Below are 19,772 nucleotides of genomic sequence, written 5' to 3'. Positions count from 1 at the left end.
AACGGCTACGGCGAGCGTGGCGACGACCGCCGATGTTCCACGTGGAACGCCGCGCCTCCGCATGGATCAGGCGCGGTGGTCGCGGATCGCTTGTTCGGCGAGTTCCGCGTAGGTCCACCCGAGATCGAAACCGGATGCGGAGAGCGCCTGCGGGACGAGTGAGGTCTCGGTGAGCCCGGGGAGCACGTTGGCCTCGAGGAACCATGGCGTGCCGGCGGCGTCGATGATCAGGTCGACTCGGGAGATGTGTCGGAGCCCGAGTGCTGCGTGCGCTGCGACCGCGGCGTCGGAGGCCGCCGCGGCGAACTCCTCGGACAGGCGAGCGGGCGTGTAGAAGGTGGTCTCGCCGGCGTTGTAGCGGGCCTCGAAGCCGTAGATGCCGCTCCGCGGGACGATCTCCACCGCGGAGAGCGCGACGGGGCCGTCACCTGTGTCGATGATGCCCACGGCGACCTCGGTCCCCCGAATGAGCTGTTCGATCACGACGTCGTCGCAGTACGTGTAGGCGGTAACCATCGCCCGCGGGAGGTCGTTCACATCGTCAACGAGGGTGACACCCTGCGCGCTGCCGCCCCGGGCTGGCTTCACGGCCAGGGGAACCGGGTGCTCCGCTGCGATGCTCTCCAGGACGCCGACAGCACCGAGCTCACGGAAGACGTCGTGGGACAGTGTCACGGAGCGAGGCGTACGGACACCCGCCCGCGCGACCAGCGCTGAAGCGGTGGGCTTGTCCCATGCCAAGCGAGCCGACGTGGAACGTGAGCCGACGAACGGGATGTCCAGTGCCTCCAGGATGCCCCGCAGGGCGCCGTCTTCACCGGAGGCGCCGTGCAGTGCCGGCCACACGACGTCCGGGCGGGTCTCCCGCAGGGTCGGCAGGAGCGACGCGTCCGCGTCGCGGAGGTCGACCTGCCAGCCGTACCCCGTCAGGGAGTCTGCGACACGGCGCCCGGACCGCAGGGAGACGTCACGCTCGTGCGAGATCCCTCCGGCGACGACGACGACGTGACGGCGAGTGAGCTCGGCCATGCGAAGGGACCTCCGGTACTGCGGGTGGAGCGGTGAAAAGTGCTGATCAGGAGATGTTCGGCGGCGGCGCGCTGACCGATGAGGTCGGACGGACGAGGGTGTTCGGCCGGGTGGTCGGGCCGAACGTCTCGATGAGCTCGAGTTCGTCGTTCACGACGTTGGCGAGCCGCTTCACGCCGACACGGATCTGGTCCGGGGTCGGGTAGCAGAACGACAGACGGATGTGCCCGCCGCCGCGTCCGTCGGCGTAGAACGCGGTTCCCGGGGTGTAGGCGACGAGTTCCTTGACGGCGCGCGGCAGCATCGCCTTGGAGTCCAGGGACTCGGGGAGCGTCAGCCAGACGAAGAAGCCACCGTTCGGCTTCGTCCAGGACAGGTCCGGCAGGAACTCCCCCAGCGCGGACATCATGGCGTCGCGGCGCTCCGCGTACAGCCCGCGGAAGGTGTCGACCTGCCCCTTCCAGTCCGCGGCGTCGAGGTAGGCGTTGACCACGTACTGGCCGAAGGAGTTCGGGGCGAGGACCGCGGACTCGTTGGCGAGGACGAGCTTCTCGCGGATGGCGTGCGGCGCGAGGGCCCAGCCGACGCGGAAGCCCGGTGCGAGGGTCTTCGAGAACGATCCGAGGTAGACCACGCCCTCTTCGTCGATGGACCGGATGGCCTGCGGCGCGGGCTCGTCGAACCAGAGGAGGCCGTACGGGTTGTCCTCGAGCACCAGGATGTTGTTCGACCGGCAGATGTCGAGGATCTCGATGCGCCGCTCACGGCTCATCGTCACGCCGGCCGGGTTGTGGAAGTTCGGGATCGTGTAGAGGAACTTGATCCGCTTGCCCTGCGTGCGCAGGTTGGCGATGGCCTCGCGCAGGGCTTCGGGCACGAGACCGTTGTCGTCGGTCGTGACGTGCACGGTCTCCGCCTGGTACGAGCGGAAGACGCCGATCGCGCCGACGTAGGACGGCGACTCGGCCAGCACGACGTCACCCGGGTCGATGAAGAGTCGCGTGACGAGGTCGAGCGCGTGCTGCGAGCCCGTGGTGACGACGACGTCCTCGGCGCTGGCACGGATGCCCTCGAGGCTCATCACGTCGACGATGTGCTCGCGCAGGGACCGCAGGCCCTGTCCACCGCCGTACTGCAACGCCATCGCGGCGTCCTCGGCCATCACACGGTCCAGGGAGCCCGTGACGAGCTCACGCGGGAGCGCGGAGACGTACGGCATGCCGCCGGCGAGCGAGACCACCTCGGGCCGCGAGGCGACGGCGAACAGGGCTCGGACCTCGGAGGCGCTCAGCCCGGCGGTGCGCTGGGCGTAGGAGTCGTACCAGGGGTCGAGGCTGTTGCCGTTCGTCATCTTGGCTCCGTTCCAGCGGGACCTGCCCGCCACTCACATTCCCGCCACACTACGACATCGATCCCGGAAACCCGGGGTCCGCGACGGGGCCGATCCTGAACCGGTGGACCGGAATGACCGAGAACGACCGGGAACGACCGGAACGGCCGGGAACGACGGACGGCCCCGCTCCCTGTTCGGGTGCGGGGCCGTCCGTGTGGGGTGGTCCTACGCGAGGAACTCCGCGAGGTCGGCCTCGAGCGCCAGCTTCGGCTTCGCGCCGATGACGGTCTTGACGACCTCGCCGCCCTTGAAGACCTTCATCGCCGGGATGGAGGTGATCTGGTAGTTCATCGCCGACTGCGGGTTGTCGTCGACGTTGAGCTTGACGATCTCGATCTTGTCGGCGTGCTCCGCGGCGATCTGGTCGAGGATCGGCGAGACCGCGCGACACGGGCCGCACCACTCGGCCCAGAAGTCGACGAGGATCGTCTTGTCGGACTTGAGGACCTCGTCCGAGAAGGTGGCGTCGGTGACTGCCTTGGCGTTGGACATGTGTGCTCCTTCGAGAAGTCGATCAGTGGGTGCAACGGCACGTGCCGTCGGTGCATTCCCCGGGTGTCGCGTCGGTGCCTAGGCGGACGCCGTGACGGGCTCGACGGGCGCGTCGCCCACGGCCGCCGCGGTGAGGTCGTCCGACAGGTCCGCCAGGTACTTCTCGGCGTCGAGCGCTGCGACCGTGCCCGAACCGGCAGCGGTGATCGCCTGACGGTAGGTGGGGTCGATCACGTCGCCCGCAGCGAAGACACCCGGCAGGTTGGTCTTCGACGTCCGCCCCTGGACGGCGATGGTGCCCTCCGGTGCGATGTCGATCTGCCCGTGGATCAGGTGCGTGCGGGGGTCGTTGCCGATCGCGATGAACAGACCGTCGAGGGCGAGCTCGCTCTCGGAGCCGTCGACCGTGTCGCGCAGGGTGACGCCCGTGACCGCGGAGTCACCCGTGATGCCGGTGACCTCCTTGTTCCACGCGAACTCGATCTTCGGGTCGTTCATCGCCCGGTCCTGCATGATCTTCGACGCGCGGAGGGTGTCCTTGCGGTGGATGACCGTGACCTTGTCGGCGAAGCGGGTGAGGAACGTCGCTTCCTCCATCGCGGAGTCACCACCGCCGACGACGGCGATGTTCTTCTGGCGGAAGAAGAAGCCGTCGCACGTCGCGCACCAGCTGACGCCGTGGCCGGACAGGCGCTCTTCGTCGGCGAGGCCGAGGTGGCGGTACGCCGAACCCGTCGCGTAGATGACCGCGAGGGCCTCGTACGTCTCGCCGGAGCCGACGGTGACCTTCTTCACGTCGCCGGTGAGGTCGACCGAGACGGCGTCGTCGTACAGGACCTCGGCGCCGAACTTCTCGGCCTGTTCCTGCATCTTGATCATGAGGTCGGGGCCCTGGATCCCCTCGGGGAAGCCCGGGAAGTTCTCGACCTCGGTGGTCTTGGTGAGCTCGCCGCCGGTCTCGACGCTGGACGCGACGATGAGCGGCTTGAGCTCGGCCCGTGCGGCGTAGATGCCGGCGGTGAACCCGGCCGGGCCGGAACCGATGATGATGAGCTGGCGCATGTGCCTCGATGCCCTTCCGTAGATCGCTGACCGGGTCAACACATGCTAGCGGCGTCGCATTCCAGGAGAGCCGGGAACGCCGGGAGTCAGCGGCCGAGGCGGCTGCGCAGGAGCGACACCGCGTTCGCGATCTCACCGTTCTTCGCCACGACGAGGGCCCCGAAGTACACGACGACCATGACGGCGCCCGTGAGCGCGAGGGTGATCAGGGCGCCCGTGACGTCCGCCATCGCGAAGCCGTCGGAGGAGAACGCCCCGAAGAAGTTCGCGACGACGAGACCGGCGACACCTGAGATCAGGGCCGCGATGACGAACTGCACGTGCGAGCGGGTGACGACGGGACCCTCGATGCCGCCGAGGCGCTTCCGGACGAGCACGAGCGCGACGATCGTCTGGGCGGAGCCGGCGATGGTGGTGCAGATCGCGATGCCGACGCCGATGACCGACCCGGGGAGCATCGCCACGGCGAGGGCACCGATGACGAACAGGCCGGACTGCACGAGCTGCATGAGGAACGGCGTGCGGTGGTCGTGCATGGCCCAGAACACCCGCTGGATGATGAAGAGCATGCTGAACAGCACGAGGCCGGGCATGTAGGCGACGAGCACGAGTGCCATCGACTGCGTGTGGCCGAACTCGTTCTCCCAGATCCGTGCGAACGGCATCGCGGTGACGATCAGGGCGACCGAGGCGAACACCGTGAACAGGCCGACGATCCGGAGCGACAGGGACAGGTTCCGACGGACGGCGGCCAGGTCGCCGCGTTCGGCGTCGTGGCTCATCCGGGTGAAGTACGCCGTCGCGATCGAGACGGTGATGATCGAGTGCGGCAGCATGAAGAGCAGCCAGGTCGTGCTGAGCGTCGCGTTCCCGGCCCCGGTCGCGAGCGAGGCGACGCGGGCCTGCACGACGCCGGCGAGCTGCGTCACGAGGATCATCGCGAAGAGCCATCCGGCGGCCGTGCCGGTCGCCTTCAGGCCGACACCGCGCCACCGGAAGTCGGGCCTGAAGCTCAGGCCCGCGCGTCGCCAGAACAGCGGCAGGAACGCTGCCTGCGCGAGGACGCCCACCGAGGCGCTGCCGGCCAGCACCGCGATCTTCAGCGGCGTCCAGTCGTCGGTGGAGGCGTTCACGCTGCGGCCGCCGAAGAGGGCGATGAACACGATGAGACCGGCGATCGCGATCACGTTGTTGATCAGCGGTGCCCAGGTGAACGGCCCGAACACCTGCTTGGCGTTGAGGACCTCGCCGAGCAGCGAGTACATCGCGTAGAAGAGGATCTGCGGCAGGCACCAGAACGCGAACGCCACGGCGAGGTCGGTCGTGGCCGCGCTGAAGCCCTTGCCGCCGTCGCCGGCGCTCTGGCTGTACACCCGCACCAGGACGGGGGCGAGGAGGGTCGCCACGACGGTGATCACCAGGAACGCCGAGCCGCCGAGGGTGACGATCTTGTTGACGTACGCGGTGCCGCCGTCGGTGTGCTGCTTCATCGAGCGGACGATCTGCGGGATGAGCACCGCGGAGAGCAGGCCGCCGGCGATGAGCGCGTAGATGTTGTTCGGCAGCTGGTTCGAGATGGCGAACGCGTTGGCGGCGTCGGAGCCCGTGTTGCCGATCGCGAAGGCCAGCACGAACGTCTTCGCGAACCCGAGGATGCGCGAGACCATCGTCCCGGCCGCGAGCATCGCGCTCGCCCGGCCGAGACTGCGCTCGGCCGCTGGCTCCGCGTCGACGGACGGCTGGGGCTGGGTGGCGCTGATGACGGGCTCCTCGGGGTCGGCTGACGGGTCGTCGCGGTCGGCCGGGACGGCGGCACGGGCGTCGGCACGGTGGTCGGCCTGGAGGAGCGGCGTGGGTCCGTCACGGTGCGTCGCGGCCGGCAGGGGCTCGCCCCCGACGACCGGCTGGACCTCCAGGGGCCGGTTCGGGTCGTCGTCGTCCTCGTCGTCGAGTTCGCCGTTCCGGCGCCGGATCCGCTTGCGGATGCTCCGGAAGATGCCGAAGCCGAAGATCGCGACGAGCGCGACCGCCGCCGCGGCCGTGATCACGGTCTCCCACTGCGCCTGCACGTTGAGCTCGACCGTCGCCGAGTCGCTGACCTTCACCCCCGTCGGGCTGGCGAGCGACACCGTCAGGTTGACCTTGCCGTTCGCGACCGACTGCACCGGGACGGTCGTCCGGGTTGACGACCGGGGCTGGATCTTGACCTCGATGTCGTTGCGCACGACGCGCAGCGCCGAGTTCGAGGGTTGGACGGACAGCCGGACGGTCACGGGGAACGTCGAGCTGTTCCGGATCGAGATGGGGAGCGACGAACGGTCGCCGAGCAGGGTGAGGCTGCTCGAGTCGACGATGCTGACCTTCGAGACGGCGTTCGCCCAGCTCGCGACCCGTGCGTCGACCGCCGTCGCGAAGCCGTCCGGGTCGGACCGCCAGGCGTTCGAGGACAGCGCGAGCAGGTTGAGCCGCGCCGGGGCGGTGAGCTCGGTGGGGGTGTCGAGGGCCGAGGAGAACGCCGTGAGGTCCTGCTCCCCCGCGACGAGGTGCTGCAGCTGGTCGATCCGTGCGTCGCCGTTCGTCCCGGCGGTGAGGCTGAGCGACCCTGCGGTCGCGGACGACGCCGTCGACAGGTCGGTCGGGGCGACCCAGGGGGTGCCCTCGATCGCGTCGAGTGCAGCACTGAGCCGTGCGGAGTTCGTCGGCCACTCGCGGTCGAGCGTCAGGAGGATCGGACTCTCGGCGGTGCCCGCGCGGGCGGCGGTGGCGAGGGTGGCCGTGAGCTCGGACACGGAGGACGACCAGTCCTGCTGGTTCGTGGCGGTGGCCGCCGACCGGAGCAGCGAGGACATCGACTGGTCGGACACGAGCACGTGCTGACCGCTGATCTGCTCGGACGCCGAGATCGTGGTGTCCGCGCCGGCCGACGTGTTGCCGCTCGACACGATGGTCGTCTTCGTGCCGGCCTTCGCGAGCGCGGGCAGGTCCGCCGCCGTCACCGTGCCGTCGGACGGCCACGCGACCGAGTCCATCGAGTACGGGAAGTCGAGGAGCGAGTCGGTGGTCGGCAGCGTCGTCGGTGTGCCGTCGTCGGTCGTGCTGCCGTCGCCGGTGCCGTCACCCGCGCCTGCGGTCGCGCCGTCGGTGGGGGTCGCCGTCGCGGAGGCCGCGGTCGAGGGCGACGCGGGCTCCTGCGTCGGTGTGGGCGTCGGTGTCGTGGCGCCGGGGAAGTGGTCGGGGTCGACCTCCTGGTCGAGGGAGATCGGCGACAGGATGCCGTTCGCACCCGCCTGGCGCAGGCCGGTGACGTCGGCGTCGCCGTAGGGCAGTGCGAAGGTCTCGTTGCGGAGCGACTCGAGACGCGTGAGCCAGGCGGTGGCCGACGACGGGGCGTCCTCGCCCAGCAGTCGGATCGACGCGATGATCCTCGGGTCGATCGCCACGGCGACGTTGTGGTCCTCTGCCGCGTCGAGCTGCTGGGTGAGCGTGCCGTCGACGGCGGTCGCGGAGGTGAGGACGCTCCGGTCGAGGACGCCGTCGCCGGTCTTCGGGACGGTGATGGGCATCGCGACCGAGACGCCGACCGGGGTCTGGTCGGCGGAGTCCGGGTACCAGGTGATCGCGGACCGGGCCACGGCTCGGGTGTCGCCGGCCGTGTAGTCCGCGGCGATGCGTCGAGCACCGAAGGACGAGTAGCCCCCGAGTGCCACGTTGCCGGAGACGATCTTCACCGAGCCGAGGGTGACCGATCGGTGCGCCGGGACCGCCGGGACGTCCACAGAGTCCATCGGGGCGCCGAAGTAACCGGTCGTGCTGGTGTCGCCGAGCCAGTCCGAGAGGACGTCCCGGGTGCTGACCGCACGGAATATGTCGAGGTCCGCGGTGCCGGCGGGGACGTCCGCGTCGGTGTCGTTCGTGACGGTGACCGAGAGCTCGAGGTCCTGGTCGGGCCGGACGATCCCGCGGTTCGCCGGCGCGATCGAGATGGTGGTCTTGCCCTGCTCGGCGGCGGCGGGGTGGGCCACCCGTGTCTTCGTCGTGGGGGCCGTCGTGGCGAGGGCGCCGTCGGCCGCCGCGGGCGCGACGACGAGGCCGAGGGCGACGAGGGTCGTCGCGGCGGCGGCGAGCGTTCTGCGGAAGATCTGCATGCGGGAGGGCCCACGGGTTCGGTCCGGGCCGTCCACGAGTGTATGAGGCGCGACCATGAACGCTCCCGTGCGCGCGGACGATGTGGAGAACTCGGGGGCGTGATCTGGGAGGATGAGGACCGTCATGCAGTCCGTTGCCCAGGCCGTCGAGCGTCTCGACGCACTCGCCGCCACCGAGCCCGTCGACCTCCTCGCTCGGGCCTTCGCCGACGCCGGACACGAACTCGCGCTCGTCGGAGGGCCGGTCCGGGACGCCTTCCTGGGTCGCCCGGTCACCGACCTCGACTTCACGACCGACGCCCGACCGGACGACATCCTGCGGATCGTGGAACCCATCGCGAGCGCCACCTGGGACGTCGGCCGCCAGTTCGGCACCATCGCCGCCCGGGTCGCCGGCGAGCAGGTCGAGATCACGACCTACCGCAGTGACGTCTACGACGGCGAGACCCGCAAGCCCGAGGTCGCGTTCGGCGACACCATCGAGGAAGACCTGCTCCGCCGCGACTTCACCGTGAACGCGATGGCGCTCCGGCTGCCGGCCCGTGAGCTCGTCGACGTGCACGGTGGCGTGGAGGACCTCCTCGCCCAGCGCCTGCACACGCCGCAGGCCGCGCGGGTGTCCTTCCGCGACGACCCGCTCCGGATGATGCGCGCCGCCCGGTTCACGGCGCAGCTCGGCTTCACCGTGTCGGACGAGGTGCGTGCGGCGATGGAGGACCTGGTCGACTCGATCGGGATCGTCTCCGCCGAACGCGTGCGGGACGAGCTCGTCAAGCTCCTGAACACCGGGGACCCCGTCGACGGCGTCCGGCTGCTCGTGGACACCGGTCTCGCCGAGCGGTTCCTGCCGGAGCTGCCGGCGATGCGACTCGAGATCGACGAGCACCACCACCACAAGGACGTCTACGAGCACTCCCTCACGGTGCTGACCCAGGCGATCGGGTACGAGGCCGAACGCCACCCCGGCGAGGCCCCGGACACCGTGCTGCGACTCGCGGCGCTCCTGCACGACATCGGCAAGCCGGCGACCCGCAAGCTCGAACCCGGCGGCGCCGTGAGCTTCCACCACCACGACCTCGTCGGGTCGAAGCTCGCGAAGAAGCGCCTGCGTGCCCTGCGCTTCGACAACGACACGATCGCCGCCGTCAGCCGCCTGATCGAGCTGCACCTCCGGTTCTTCGGGTACACCGAGGGCGCCTGGACCGACTCCGCCGTCCGCCGGTACGTCCGCGACGCCGGCCCGCAGCTCGAACGGCTGCACGAGCTCACCCGCTCCGACGTCACGACCCGCAACCGCCGCAAGGCCGACCGACTCGCCTTCGCGTACGACGACCTCGAGGACCGCATCGACGCACTGTCCAAGCAGGAGGAGCTCGACGCGATCCGGCCCGACCTGTCCGGCGACGACATCATGCGCATCCTCGACATCCCGCCGGGGCGTGCCGTGGGCGAGGCCTACCGGCACCTGCTCGAGGTCCGCATGGACGAGGGGCCCCTGGGCCCCGACGATGCCGAGGCGCGCCTGCGCGACTGGTGGGCCGCCCGCGACGCGACCGCCTAACGGACGCGACCGGTTCTCCACAGCCGGTGGCGCGCCTCCAGGCCGTCCGCTAAGCTTGCCGGGTTGTCCGCGCGCATTCTGCGTGGCGGGACACATGCATCAACCCTCCTGCCCCGGGAACTGCTCGGGGCCGCTGAGACCAGAGGAGGTGGGTTCCGCATGCACCAGTACGAACTGATGGCGATCCTCGACCCCGAGATCGATGAGCGCACCGTCGCTCCCAGCCTGGACAAGTTCCTCGCTGTCATCCGCAACGACGGTGGCACCGTCGACAACGTGGACGTCTGGGGCCGTCGTCGTCTCGCCTACGAGATCGCGAAGAAGTCCGAGGGCATCTACGCCGTCGTCGACTTCACGTCCTCCCCCGAGGCCGCCAAGGAGCTCGACCGTCAGCTCGGTCTCTCCGAGGCCGTGCTCCGCACGAAGGTCCTCCGCGCCGAAGAGGGCATCGCGCAGGTCGCCGCCCAGAAGCAGCGCGACGAGGCCCGCGCGGCCCGCAAGGCCGCCAACGCAACCGCGACCGCGAGCGCCGAGTAACCCGTGGCCGGCGAAACCGTCATCACGGTGGTGGGCAACCTCACCGCGGACCCGGAGCTGCGCTACACGCAGAACGGGCTCGCCGTGGCGAACTTCACCATCGCGTCCACCCCTCGCACGTTCGACCGTCAGGCGAACGAGTGGAAGGACGGCGACGCGCTGTTCCTCCGTGCGAGCGTGTGGCGCGAGTTCGCCGAGCACGTGGCGGGCTCGCTGACGAAGGGCTCGCGCGTCATCGCGCAGGGTCGTCTCCGTCAGCGCTCGTACCAGGACCGTGAGGGCCAGCAGCGCACGAGCATCGAGCTCGAGGTCGACGAGATCGGCCCCTCGCTCCGCTACGCGACGGCGCAGGTCACCCGTGCTGCGGGTGGTTCCGGCAGCGGTCGTGGTCAGGTCGGCGGCGGCAACGCTCCGGCCGGCAACGGCGGCAACTGGAACAACAACGGTGGCGGTCAGTCGGACGCGCCCTGGTCTCCCCAGGGTGGCCAGCAGGGCGGCAACGCACAGTCGAACGACGTGTGGAGCACGCCCGGTGGCACGTACGACGACGAGACCCCGTTCTGATCCTCCGCGGTTCAACGGACACAACTTTCACTTCTTAAGGACAAACAATGGCTGGAAAGAGCACCGGCGACCGCCGGAAGCCTCGCGGTAAGGGCGGCAAGAACGCCGCTCCCGCGAAGTCGATCAAGGTCGGCGTCATCGACTACAAGGACGTCGCGACCCTTCGCAAGTTCATCTCGGAGCGTGGAAAGATCCGCGCCCGTCGCATCACCGGCGTCTCCGTCCAGGAGCAGCGCCTCATCGCCCGTGCCGTGAAGAACGCCCGTGAGATGGCGCTCCTCCCCTACGCCGGCTCCGGCCGCTGATCGGAGGTCGACACATGTCGAAGCTCATCCTCACCCACGAGGTCTCCGGCCTCGGTTCCGCCGGTGACGTCGTCGACGTCAAGAACGGCTACGCCCGCAACTACCTGATCCCCCAGGGCTTCGCTGTCGCGTGGTCCAAGGGCGGCGAGAAGCAGGTCGAGTCGATCCGTGCGGCGCGTGCCGCTCGCGAGCTCGCCACCATCGAAGAGGCGCAGGACCTCAAGATGAAGCTCGAGAACGCGACCATCCAGCTGTCGGTCAAGGCCGGCAAGGACGGCCGTCTGTTCGGCTCCGTCCGTCCGGGCGACGTCGCTGACGCCGTCCAGGCGCAGGGCGTCGGCTCGCTCGACAAGCGCAAGGTCGAGGTCCCCGCGACCATCAAGACCGTCGGTGACCACGAGGCCACCGTGCGTCTGCGCGAGGACATCACTGCCGTGATCTCGCTCAAGGTCGTCGCTGCCAAGTAGCACTGACGTTCCGCTCCACGACGGGCGGGTCTCCTCCGGGAGGCCCGCCCGTCGTTGCGTTCCGGGGCGGGCGCGGGCGTGCGCTTGCGTTTTGGGACGTCGGCGCGGGGCGCGCTCGGCAGTGTGCGAGGTTCCGGGCACGGTGCGACCGCCCGCGGCTCGCACGGTAGGCGGTTCGTCGCACACTGCGTCGGCGTCGGCGTCGGCGCGGGTCGCGTACGACGTCTCACCGACCGTCCGGTGGCACGTCAGACGGCCTGGAGGCGCGGGTCGTCCCGCGCTGACCGGTTACCTCTCAGACGTGGTGCCGCTTGCTGGGAGGCGCTTGGGAAAGTTGTCCTCAGGTTTCCGTTTGTCAACTGTTTTTACACAGGCGAAACGACCAAATCGACAACCTTCAACGCATACTTGAATCCCACTTCTCCACACATGGTGTGGAACTGAAAACCCCAGGTCAAGCGGTCGAAAGTGTGTTCCCCACACGACTTGTCCACACCCCCATCCACAGTTGTCCACACAACACCCCGGCGTGTTCCGCAGACTCTCCACAGAGTTATCCACAAGTCCGTTTGCTGGGGATAACTCTGTCCCCGTAGCTTGGCCCAGCGACTCGGCGATGTCGGTCGCCCGAGGTAGAACTGGCTCGGCTGGTCCGTCCGTGGACCCCGTCCAACCAAGAGGAGCAAGTGTGTCGATCGCGCATCTCGAGCCCGCCCCGCAGGACTTCGCGGAGCGCGGTGGCATGGAGCGCACACCGCCGCACGACATGCTCGCCGAGCAGTCGACCATCGGCGGGATGCTCCTGTCGAAGGACGCCGTCGCCGACGTCATCGAGACCGCCCGTGGTGTGGACTTCTACATCCCGAAGCACGAGGTCATCTTCGACGCGATCCTCTCGCTCTACTCGCACGGCGAGCCCACCGACGTCATCGCCGTCACCGACGAACTGACCAAGACCGGGCTCCTGTCCCGTGCAGGTGGCGCCGAGTACCTGCACAGTGTCACGAGCATGGTGCCCACCGCCGCGAACGCCGGCTACTACGCCGCGATCGTCGCCGAGAAGGCCGTGCTGCGCCGTCTGGTCGACGCCGGTACCCGCATCGTGCAGATGGGCTACGCGTCCGAGGGTGAGGTCACCGACCTCGTGAACAGCGCCCAGGCCGAGGTCTACAACGTCGCCGGTGGCATCCAGACCGAGGACTACGTCCCCCTCACGGACGCGATCTCCGCCGCCCTCGACGAGATCGAGGCCGCGAAGGGTCGTGACGGGCAGATGACCGGCGTGCCGACCGGGTTCGCGCAGCTCGACGGCCTGACGAACGGCTTCCACCCCGGACAGCTCATCATCATCGCCGCCCGACCCGCACTCGGGAAGTCGACGCTCGCGCTCGACCTCTGCCGCGCCGCAGCGATCAAGCACAACGAGACCGCCGCCTTCTTCTCGCTCGAGATGGGTCGCGCCGAGATCGCGATGCGTCTGCTCTCCGCCGAGTCCAGCGTCCCGCTGCAGAACATGCGCAAGGGCACGGTGGACTCCCGAGACTGGACGACCATCGCGCAGACCCGTGGGCGCATCAACGACGCACCGTTCTTCATCGACGACTCCCCCAACATGACCCTCGTCGAGATCCGCGCGAAGTGCCGGCGCCTCAAGCAGCAGCACAACCTGCGCATGGTCGTCATCGACTACCTGCAGCTCATGACCTCGGGCAAGAAGGTCGAGTCCCGCCAGCAAGAGGTCTCTGAGTTCTCGCGTGCGCTCAAGCTCATGGCGAAGGAGCTCCAGGTCCCCGTCGTCGCCCTGTCCCAGCTGAACCGTGGTCCCGAGCAGCGTGCAGACAAGAAGCCGCAGATCTCCGACCTCCGCGAGTCCGGCTCGATCGAGCAGGACGCCGACATGGTGATCCTGCTGCACCGCGAGTCGGCGTACGAGAAGGACAACCCGCGTCAGGGCGAGGCGGACCTCATCGTGGCGAAGCACCGTAACGGTCCGACGGACACCATCACTGTGGCGTTCCACGGGATGTTCTCGCGGTTCGTCGACATGCCGCAGTAGGGCGGTTGTTGTCGTCGGCCAGCGCACTTGTCCGACTGCCACGGAACGTGTCTGGAGCACGGCGGCGGACACGGCAGTGAGTGTCCGTCCTGCTTCGCTCCGTTGTAAGTCGGTTCACCGCACTCGCAGAAGAAGAGGGTGAGCCCCTCGGCTACGTCGGATGGAACTCCACTGCGGTTCGGGCGGCTGGAGATCGTCGCCGCCCTGCGGACACTCGCTGCTCACGATCGCGGGTTGAGCGTCGCTTCCCCCGTGGCAGCATCAACACGGAAGACCGGGCAGGCGTTGAGCTGCCCCTCGGGGCGAACGACGACGTCTTTGCCAGCTGCTGAACTCACCAGCCGGAGCAGACGGATCAGACTGTTCACGGCGTCTTCCCCGTTGATCTGTCGGAGGTTGATGTCGAACTCGATCGGTGCTCCCCAACCGAAGAAGAAGTTGACTTGCACACCGGTGCTCGGCCAAACGGAGAGGGTCTCTCCCACGTCGCCCGCTCCGGATTCGATGGCACGGACCCAATCAGCGTTCATGAGCGTGTCGCGCAATGGTCCGACATCGGCTTCGACGGACCCGACGACCTCACCATCAGGTAGTACCAACGGCTCGAGATCCCCGTCCGCGAAGGCTCGACGAAGCGCAGCAGCGGTGATCTCATCGTCCACGGTTCGACACTCTCAACTCCGAGCGCAGCACGCAATAGTGGCTGTCAGATGCGCGAACCGTTCAGCGGCGGCCGCAGTGGCCATACCCGCTTGGTAGAGATCTCTTCTGCTCCGCATCGTCATCTCCGCAGTGGTCGCCATCGTGGTCACCGCGGCTGGAACGGTCTTCGCCGTGCAGTGACGCGCGCCTCGAACTGACGTCGCAGTGCGTTTCGATCGGCTTTCGAACACCCCGTCGTCCGGCTATAGAACACCCCGTTCGTCGCTTCGCCGTCGCCACTCGCCGCCAGCGTAGGCAAGCGTGCACAACCCGATGATCGTGAGTGGAGACATTGCGATGAACACGAGCATTGAGTCGACGAGGAACAACAGGAGCGCAGCGACACCAAGGAAGACGACCCCAACCAGCAGCAGCGTCCAGAGTGGGACGCGTCGGCCTGGCCGCCCGAGATTCGTCATGCTGTTGAAACCTCCCGAAGGTGGCCGATGATGGATACGGAAACGGACGGAGCGCTTGGTCGGCTCAGATCGGCGTGACGTCGTGAGCGCGGAAGAAGTAGCCGTCCTGCCCAGATGAGTACGGCTCGACGTCGAACCGAACGCGTTCCCCGGGCAGGAGCGTGTGGAACCCAGTCATGCGCAGGTTCGCGAAGTGCACGAAGACCTCTGACGCGACATCGTCCGAACGGAGTGCACCCCAGCCGTTCTCATCACTCCACCAGACACACTCGCCCTCGACGTTCCGCACGAGCAGACGCTATCGCGCAGTGTGATCCGTGGACCGATCGCTATTGGTGGCTTGTGTCGAGATCGGTTCTGTTCGCATGCTTCGGCCGTACTCGCCGAACCCATGCAACCGCGAGGACAGCGAGCGGGACTCCCAAGACGACGAGCATGCAGACCGGCACCACGAAGATCGGAGATGCGAAGCCGACGAAGTTCTCACTCGTCATCGCGACGAAGAGGAACGCGATCGGCACGCACATCGAGAGTGCAAGGACCACGATGATGACGAGACAGGCAGCACTGTTGTGTCCCGCCCAGACTCGAATCCGTGAGACTGTCGCCAGCTCAGTCACGGGTACCTCTGCACACCCCACCCATTCTTTGCGGGTACCGAGTTGGGCGTCCGGTCACCGATCGGCTTCTGCACGGTATCTCTGCTTCGTCGGGTCGGAGAATCTCGCTGGTTCTAGCCCCGACCGGTGAGGGCCAGGAAAACCATGAACCCTCCGACCATCACGAAGAAGATCCCGATCACCTGGATGAACGTCGGCGTGACCACACGACCCGCTGCTGCACCGAACGCCCTGGTCTGTGAGGCGCGCAGCACTCGCGCGATCCGGGTTCCGAAGACGGTGAAGGCGAGACCTGCAATCACTCCGAAGGCACCGAACAGGAGCGATTGGATCATGCGGCCGAGCGTACCCACGTCGTGGCATGCTCGGCTCATGGGGTGGATGCGACAGCTGCCGACGTGGGTGGCCGGGATCGTCATGGCAGTCCTGTTCGCCGCCGCGTGGTTCGGGATCACGTTCGTCACGACACCGGAACTCGGCCTCGGTGCTCGAGTGCTCGTTTCCGTGAGCGTCGGTGCGTTCTACGGCATCGGCATGGGGTTCTGGCTCGGACGGACACGGCGCGGGTACGGCAGCGCAGCACGCCGTCCGGAGTTCGGCCGGGCGGTTCGCCGAGGCGTTGTCCCGCCGGACGTCGACGTCGACGAGTGGCGTCGGGCGTTGACGCAGCACCAGCGGCAGGACCGTCCCCTGCGCTGGGCGGCGCCGGTGCTGTACCTCCCGATGACCGCGCTGGCCGTCTGGCTCGCGGTCACCGGTCAGCCTCTGTTCTGGTTCGGAGCAGCAGTGTTCGTCGCCCTGTTCGTCATCACCGTCGCCACGACACCGCGGACGCTCCGCAACACGGACTCGATGCTCGCCGAGCTGGACCGACGTGCGGGCGTGCCTCAGGAGTCCGGATCCTGACGGTCCTACTCCTGCCAGGGGAGGAGACGCCCGGTGTGCTGCCATCGTCCCCAGCGCCGCACCGCGATCGGGACCTCACCGACATCGAGCACGACGTCGCTCGGCCCGCTGGTCTCGATCCGGACGCGACAGGGAACGACCCCGTCGAGGACGACCCCTGTGTCCTCGGTCCGGATGCCCTCCAGGACGAGCTGCCCTGTGCCGGTTCCGTCCTCGACGGTCACGCTCCGGGCCGAGGCGACCGACAGGGTGACGGGCAGACGCGCGAGTCCGACACCCGCGACCGGCTCGTCGACGTGGCCGTGCAGGGTGACGGTCTCTCCAACGACCCGGACGTCGGTGACGTCGAACGTCGCGTCGTCGAGGTCTTCAGGGTGACGATGGGACACGTCAGCAGGATGCCAGGCGGGGGTTCAGCAGATCGCCGTCCCAGCTCAGGTCGTCGTCCTCGTGCACCTCGAAGGCTTCGAAGTGGTCGTTCGCGAGGACACCGTCGACGAGCGCACGGGAGCCCGCGACGATCGTCGAGTCCCAGTCCTCCTCCGAGGCGACGACCCAGGCGTGGTCCTCGGGCCAGATCATCGAGGTCCGCGGCCCCTCGTGCCCGTACCGGGTGCTCTCCCACCCCGGAACGATGCGGTGCGCCCACGTCGGATCCGCGAGCTCGCTGAGACTCGAGCGGAATTGCCACATGTCCCGGCCGGGCCAGTGCATCAGTTGTCGAGCGCGGGACGACGTCTCGTCCCACGCTCCGACGACCAGGTCCTCCGGAGTCTGCGTCGCCGTCCGGAGGTGCCTCGTCAGGACGGCGAGGTCGTCGGGATCGAACCATCCGTCGTCGGACTGGTCGACCCGCCACCCGTCCGCCCAGTCCCTCGACTGATCACCGTCGCTGATGCGGGACCACTGCACGAGGGGGTGCATCACACGGCCGTTCCGGCGCGCGACCTCGGCCCACGGCCAACGTGTGTGCTCGACCTCGTGGTGGACGCCCTGCTCGTCGAGGGTGTCCGCGTCGGACAGGTGCGCGCTCACCGGGTGCAGGAGCCGCACGTACGCATCGCAGCCCGTCGCGGCGACGCCGCCGACGGTCGCCCACCGGCCGGCGCGCCCCACGAGCCATCCCCTTTTGAAGGGCATCGGACAACGGGGCCACGACCTCGACCTGCACATCGCGGACACCGCATCGGACAAGTGGACCCGCTCGGAGTAGCATTGATCGCGGTTAATCGATTAAGCAACCCACCCGACGATCAACCGTTCCCCTCAGCAATGACGCTCGGAAGGACGCACCACCATGCACATCGGGTCGATCTCGAGACGACGGCGCAGAGTCGCCGCCACACTCGGAGCCCTCGCGCTCATCGCCGGCAGCCTGTTCACCACGACGCTCGGCGCGAGTACCGCCAACGCCGCCACGAACGGCCCCTGCGACACATACGGCAGCGCCGGCACCTCGTGCGTCGCCGCGTACAGCTCCACCAGGGCGCTGTACTCCTCCTACAACGGACCGCTCTACCAGGTGCGCCGCGCCTCGGACGGCGCGACCACCAACGTCGGGCTGCTCGCGGCCGGCGGGTACGCGAACGCCGCGACGCAGGACGCGTTCTGCTCGGGCACGACGTGCACCATCCCGAAGATCTACGACCAGTCGGCGAACCACAACGACCTGACCGTGGCGCCCGCGGGCGACGCCGGCCCGGCGAACGTCGCCGCGAACGCCACGGCGCTGCCGATCACGGTCGCCGGGCACAAGGCCTACGGCGTCTTCATGCCGCCGGGGGTCGCGTACCGGATCTCGAGCACGCTGGCGAAGGGCACGGCGCGCGGCGCCAGCCCCGAGTCGATGTACGAGGTCGCCAGCGGCACGAACGTGAACCACGGCTGCTGTTCGGACTTCGGCAACGTCGAGACGCAGGAGAAGGACACCGGCAAGGGGCACATGGACGCGCTCAACCTGTCGATGCTCAACGGCAAGGGCAGCGCCGGCCGCGGCCCGTGGGTGCAGGCCGACCTGGAGAACGGGGTCTACGAGGGGAAGACCGCGATCAACACCGCGAACACCGGCAACTCGTCGAAGTTCGTCACGGCGCTCCTCAAGAACGACGGCGTCGCGAACTTCGCGCTGAAGGGCGGGAACGCGCAGTCCGGTTCGCTGTCGAAGTGGTACGAGGGGGCGCTGCCGACGGACAAGGACGGTGACGGCCAGGGCTACACGCCGATGAAGCTCGAGGGCTCGATCGTGCTCGGCGCCGGCGGCGACAACTCGAACCGCGGTACGGAGTCGTTCTTCGAGGGTGTGATGACCACCGGGTACTCCTCCGACGCGGCGGACAACGCCGTGCAGTCGAACGTCGTGGCGCAGAACTACCAGGGCGTGTCTACGGGCGGCGGCCCGGGGGCGGCGATCACCGGCCCCGGCGGCAAGTGCGTCGACGTCGACGGTGACGACACCGGTGGGAACACCGCGGTCGTGCAGCTGTACGACTGCCAGACGCTCGCTGCCGACCAGCACTGGCTCGGCAGCGTCTACGGCGCGCACACGCTGAGCACGCTCGGTCGGTGCCTGGACGTCAACGGCAACGGCACGGCGAACGGCACCCACGTCGAGCTCTACGACTGCAACGGTGTCGGCGGGCAGCAGTGGATCGTCCAGCCGGACGGCTCGATCAAGAACCCGCAGTCCGGTCGGTGCCTCGACGACCCGTCGGGCAACACGGCCAACGGCACGGCGCTGCAGATCTACGACTGCAACGGCAACCAGGCGCAGAAGTTCGTCGCCGCGGTCCCGATCAAGACGATCGGGTCCAAGTGCGTCGACGTGGCCGGCAACGACCTGCAGCAGAACGGCCAGCAGGTCCAGGTCTACGACTGCCAGACGCTGCTGACGGACGAGCAGACCACGGACCAGCAGTGGGCCTACAACGCGGCTGACCACACGATCCGGACGCTCGGGCGCTGCCTGGACGTCGACGGCAACGCGACGGCGAACGGCTCGCACCTGGAGCTGTACACGTGCAACGGCGTCGGTGGGCAGCAGTGGGTGCCGCAGGCGAACGGTTCCGTGCTGAACCCGCAGTCCGGTCGGTGCCTCGACGTACCGTCGGGCAACACCGCGAACGCGACGCCGCTGCAGCTCTACGACTGCAACGGGCAGCAGCCGCAGGTGTTCAGCTTCAACTGAACCAGGTGACGGACAGGAGGCGGGGGGGGCGCGGGGCCCCCGCCCCCCCGCCCCCCCCCCCCCCGGCCCCCGCCCCCCCCCCCCGGCGCCCCCCCCCGGCCCAGCCCCACGTAGCGCCCCCGACCCCCCCCCCCCCCGCGGCGGCGCCGGGGCGTCGCAGATCAGGAGGTCCCCGGCGTAGTTGCCGTAGCTGAGCAGCACGCCACCGCCGTGCTCGCTCGCCCGCGCGACGGCAGCAACCTGCTGGGCGGTCGGGCTGGCGAAGAGGTTCCCCATCGCGGCACCGGCCGCCAGCCCGTGCCCGACGAGCCCGCCGAACGCCGGGTAGTG

The 19,772-nt window shown here is 68.7% G+C and carries 18 protein-coding genes and 1 pseudogene; 8 read left to right on the top strand and 11 right to left on the bottom strand.

The window, feature by feature from the left end:
- Window positions 1–66: 66 nt before the first annotated feature.
- The 5 genes from ABIC61_RS04540 to ABIC61_RS04520 form a co-directional block, all read right to left on the bottom strand.
- The gene (locus ABIC61_RS04540; RefSeq protein ID WP_354028958.1) at window positions 67–1,029 is read right to left on the bottom strand and encodes a D-alanine--D-alanine ligase family protein; all 963 of its coding nucleotides are present in this window, start codon (window positions 1,027–1,029) and stop codon (window positions 67–69) included.
- A gap of 46 nt (window positions 1,030–1,075) precedes the next feature.
- Window positions 1,076–2,380 (bottom strand): aminotransferase-like domain-containing protein, encoded by a 1,305-nt coding sequence (locus ABIC61_RS04535; protein WP_354028957.1) that lies wholly within the window; start codon window positions 2,378–2,380, stop codon window positions 1,076–1,078.
- A 207-nt stretch (window positions 2,381–2,587) separates the two neighbouring features.
- On the bottom strand, window positions 2,588–2,914 hold the full coding sequence (gene trxA / locus ABIC61_RS04530) for a thioredoxin (RefSeq protein WP_354028956.1): 327 nt from the start codon (window positions 2,912–2,914) through the stop codon (window positions 2,588–2,590).
- A 78-nt stretch (window positions 2,915–2,992) separates the two neighbouring features.
- The gene (trxB, locus tag ABIC61_RS04525; protein WP_144753880.1) at window positions 2,993–3,976 is read right to left on the bottom strand and encodes a thioredoxin-disulfide reductase; all 984 of its coding nucleotides are present in this window, start codon (window positions 3,974–3,976) and stop codon (window positions 2,993–2,995) included.
- A gap of 86 nt (window positions 3,977–4,062) precedes the next feature.
- On the bottom strand, window positions 4,063–8,121 hold the full coding sequence (locus ABIC61_RS04520) for a DUF6049 family protein (RefSeq protein ID WP_354028955.1): 4,059 nt from the start codon (window positions 8,119–8,121) through the stop codon (window positions 4,063–4,065).
- A gap of 124 nt (window positions 8,122–8,245) precedes the next feature.
- Between ABIC61_RS04520 and ABIC61_RS04515 the strand changes: the two genes are divergently transcribed.
- From ABIC61_RS04515 to dnaB, 6 genes are all read left to right on the top strand, one after another.
- Entirely contained in the window at window positions 8,246–9,682 is a 1,437-nt protein-coding gene (locus ABIC61_RS04515; RefSeq protein ID WP_354028954.1) for a CCA tRNA nucleotidyltransferase, read from the top strand.
- Between the two features lie 159 nt (window positions 9,683–9,841).
- Window positions 9,842–10,219, top strand: coding sequence for a 30S ribosomal protein S6 (rpsF, locus tag ABIC61_RS04510; RefSeq protein ID WP_144753875.1), 378 nt, complete (start codon window positions 9,842–9,844; stop codon window positions 10,217–10,219).
- A 3-nt stretch (window positions 10,220–10,222) separates the two neighbouring features.
- Window positions 10,223–10,783 carry a single-stranded DNA-binding protein gene (locus ABIC61_RS04505; RefSeq protein ID WP_144753872.1) on the top strand — a complete coding sequence of 187 codons (561 nt, stop codon included), beginning with the start codon at window positions 10,223–10,225 and terminating at the stop codon, window positions 10,781–10,783.
- Between the two features lie 47 nt (window positions 10,784–10,830).
- Entirely contained in the window at window positions 10,831–11,088 is a 258-nt protein-coding gene (rpsR, locus tag ABIC61_RS04500) for a 30S ribosomal protein S18 (RefSeq protein ID WP_017887834.1), read from the top strand.
- Window positions 11,089–11,102: 14 nt separating this feature from the next.
- A complete protein-coding gene (gene rplI / locus ABIC61_RS04495) occupies window positions 11,103–11,555 on the top strand; it encodes a 50S ribosomal protein L9 (RefSeq protein ID WP_097181421.1) in 453 nt (150 codons plus the stop codon).
- 688 nt (window positions 11,556–12,243) lie between these two features.
- Window positions 12,244–13,611, top strand: coding sequence for a replicative DNA helicase (gene dnaB, locus ABIC61_RS04490; protein ID WP_079237584.1), 1,368 nt, complete (start codon window positions 12,244–12,246; stop codon window positions 13,609–13,611).
- A gap of 221 nt (window positions 13,612–13,832) precedes the next feature.
- Here the strand turns inward: dnaB and ABIC61_RS04485 are convergent, their stop codons facing one another.
- The 3 genes from ABIC61_RS04485 to ABIC61_RS04475 form a co-directional block, all read right to left on the bottom strand.
- On the bottom strand, window positions 13,833–14,273 hold the full coding sequence (locus ABIC61_RS04485) for a hypothetical protein (RefSeq protein ID WP_354028953.1): 441 nt from the start codon (window positions 14,271–14,273) through the stop codon (window positions 13,833–13,835).
- A 523-nt stretch (window positions 14,274–14,796) separates the two neighbouring features.
- Entirely contained in the window at window positions 14,797–15,021 is a 225-nt protein-coding gene (locus tag ABIC61_RS04480; protein ID WP_354028952.1) for a cold-shock protein, read from the bottom strand.
- Window positions 15,022–15,465: 444 nt separating this feature from the next.
- Window positions 15,466–15,687: a hypothetical protein gene (locus tag ABIC61_RS04475; RefSeq protein WP_144753863.1), complete on the bottom strand. Its 222-nt coding sequence runs from the start codon at window positions 15,685–15,687 to the stop codon at window positions 15,466–15,468.
- Window positions 15,688–15,724: 37 nt separating this feature from the next.
- Here ABIC61_RS04475 and ABIC61_RS04470 point away from each other — a divergent pair, with 37 nt between their 5' ends.
- Window positions 15,725–16,258, top strand: a complete 534-nt coding sequence (locus tag ABIC61_RS04470; protein WP_354028951.1) for a hypothetical protein — start codon at window positions 15,725–15,727, stop codon at window positions 16,256–16,258.
- A 5-nt stretch (window positions 16,259–16,263) separates the two neighbouring features.
- On the opposite strand, the gene ABIC61_RS04465 is transcribed toward ABIC61_RS04470, so the two are convergent.
- Together ABIC61_RS04465 and ABIC61_RS04460 are read right to left on the bottom strand one after the other, a co-directional pair.
- On the bottom strand, window positions 16,264–16,647 hold the full coding sequence (locus tag ABIC61_RS04465) for a hypothetical protein (RefSeq protein WP_354028950.1): 384 nt from the start codon (window positions 16,645–16,647) through the stop codon (window positions 16,264–16,266).
- Window position 16,648: 1 nt separating this feature from the next.
- Window positions 16,649–17,374, bottom strand: a complete 726-nt coding sequence (locus ABIC61_RS04460; RefSeq protein ID WP_354028949.1) for a hypothetical protein — start codon at window positions 17,372–17,374, stop codon at window positions 16,649–16,651.
- Between the two features lie 181 nt (window positions 17,375–17,555).
- Between ABIC61_RS04460 and ABIC61_RS04455 the strand changes: the two genes are divergently transcribed.
- Window positions 17,556–19,442 (top strand): arabinofuranosidase catalytic domain-containing protein, encoded by a 1,887-nt coding sequence (locus tag ABIC61_RS04455; RefSeq protein WP_354028948.1) that lies wholly within the window; start codon window positions 17,556–17,558, stop codon window positions 19,440–19,442.
- A gap of 150 nt (window positions 19,443–19,592) precedes the next feature.
- Here ABIC61_RS04455 and ABIC61_RS04450 read toward each other — a convergent pair.
- Window positions 19,593–19,772 (bottom strand): annotated as a pseudogene (locus ABIC61_RS04450) (dihydroxyacetone kinase subunit DhaK); the annotation flags it as partial.

It is taken from the genome of Curtobacterium sp. 1544 (assembly GCF_040544915.1).
GTDB classification, from domain to species: domain Bacteria; phylum Actinomycetota; class Actinomycetes; order Actinomycetales; family Microbacteriaceae; genus Curtobacterium; species Curtobacterium pusillum_C.
The sequence above is the reverse complement of the archived record's forward strand: the minus strand, read 5'-3'. Positions and strand labels throughout refer to the sequence as shown.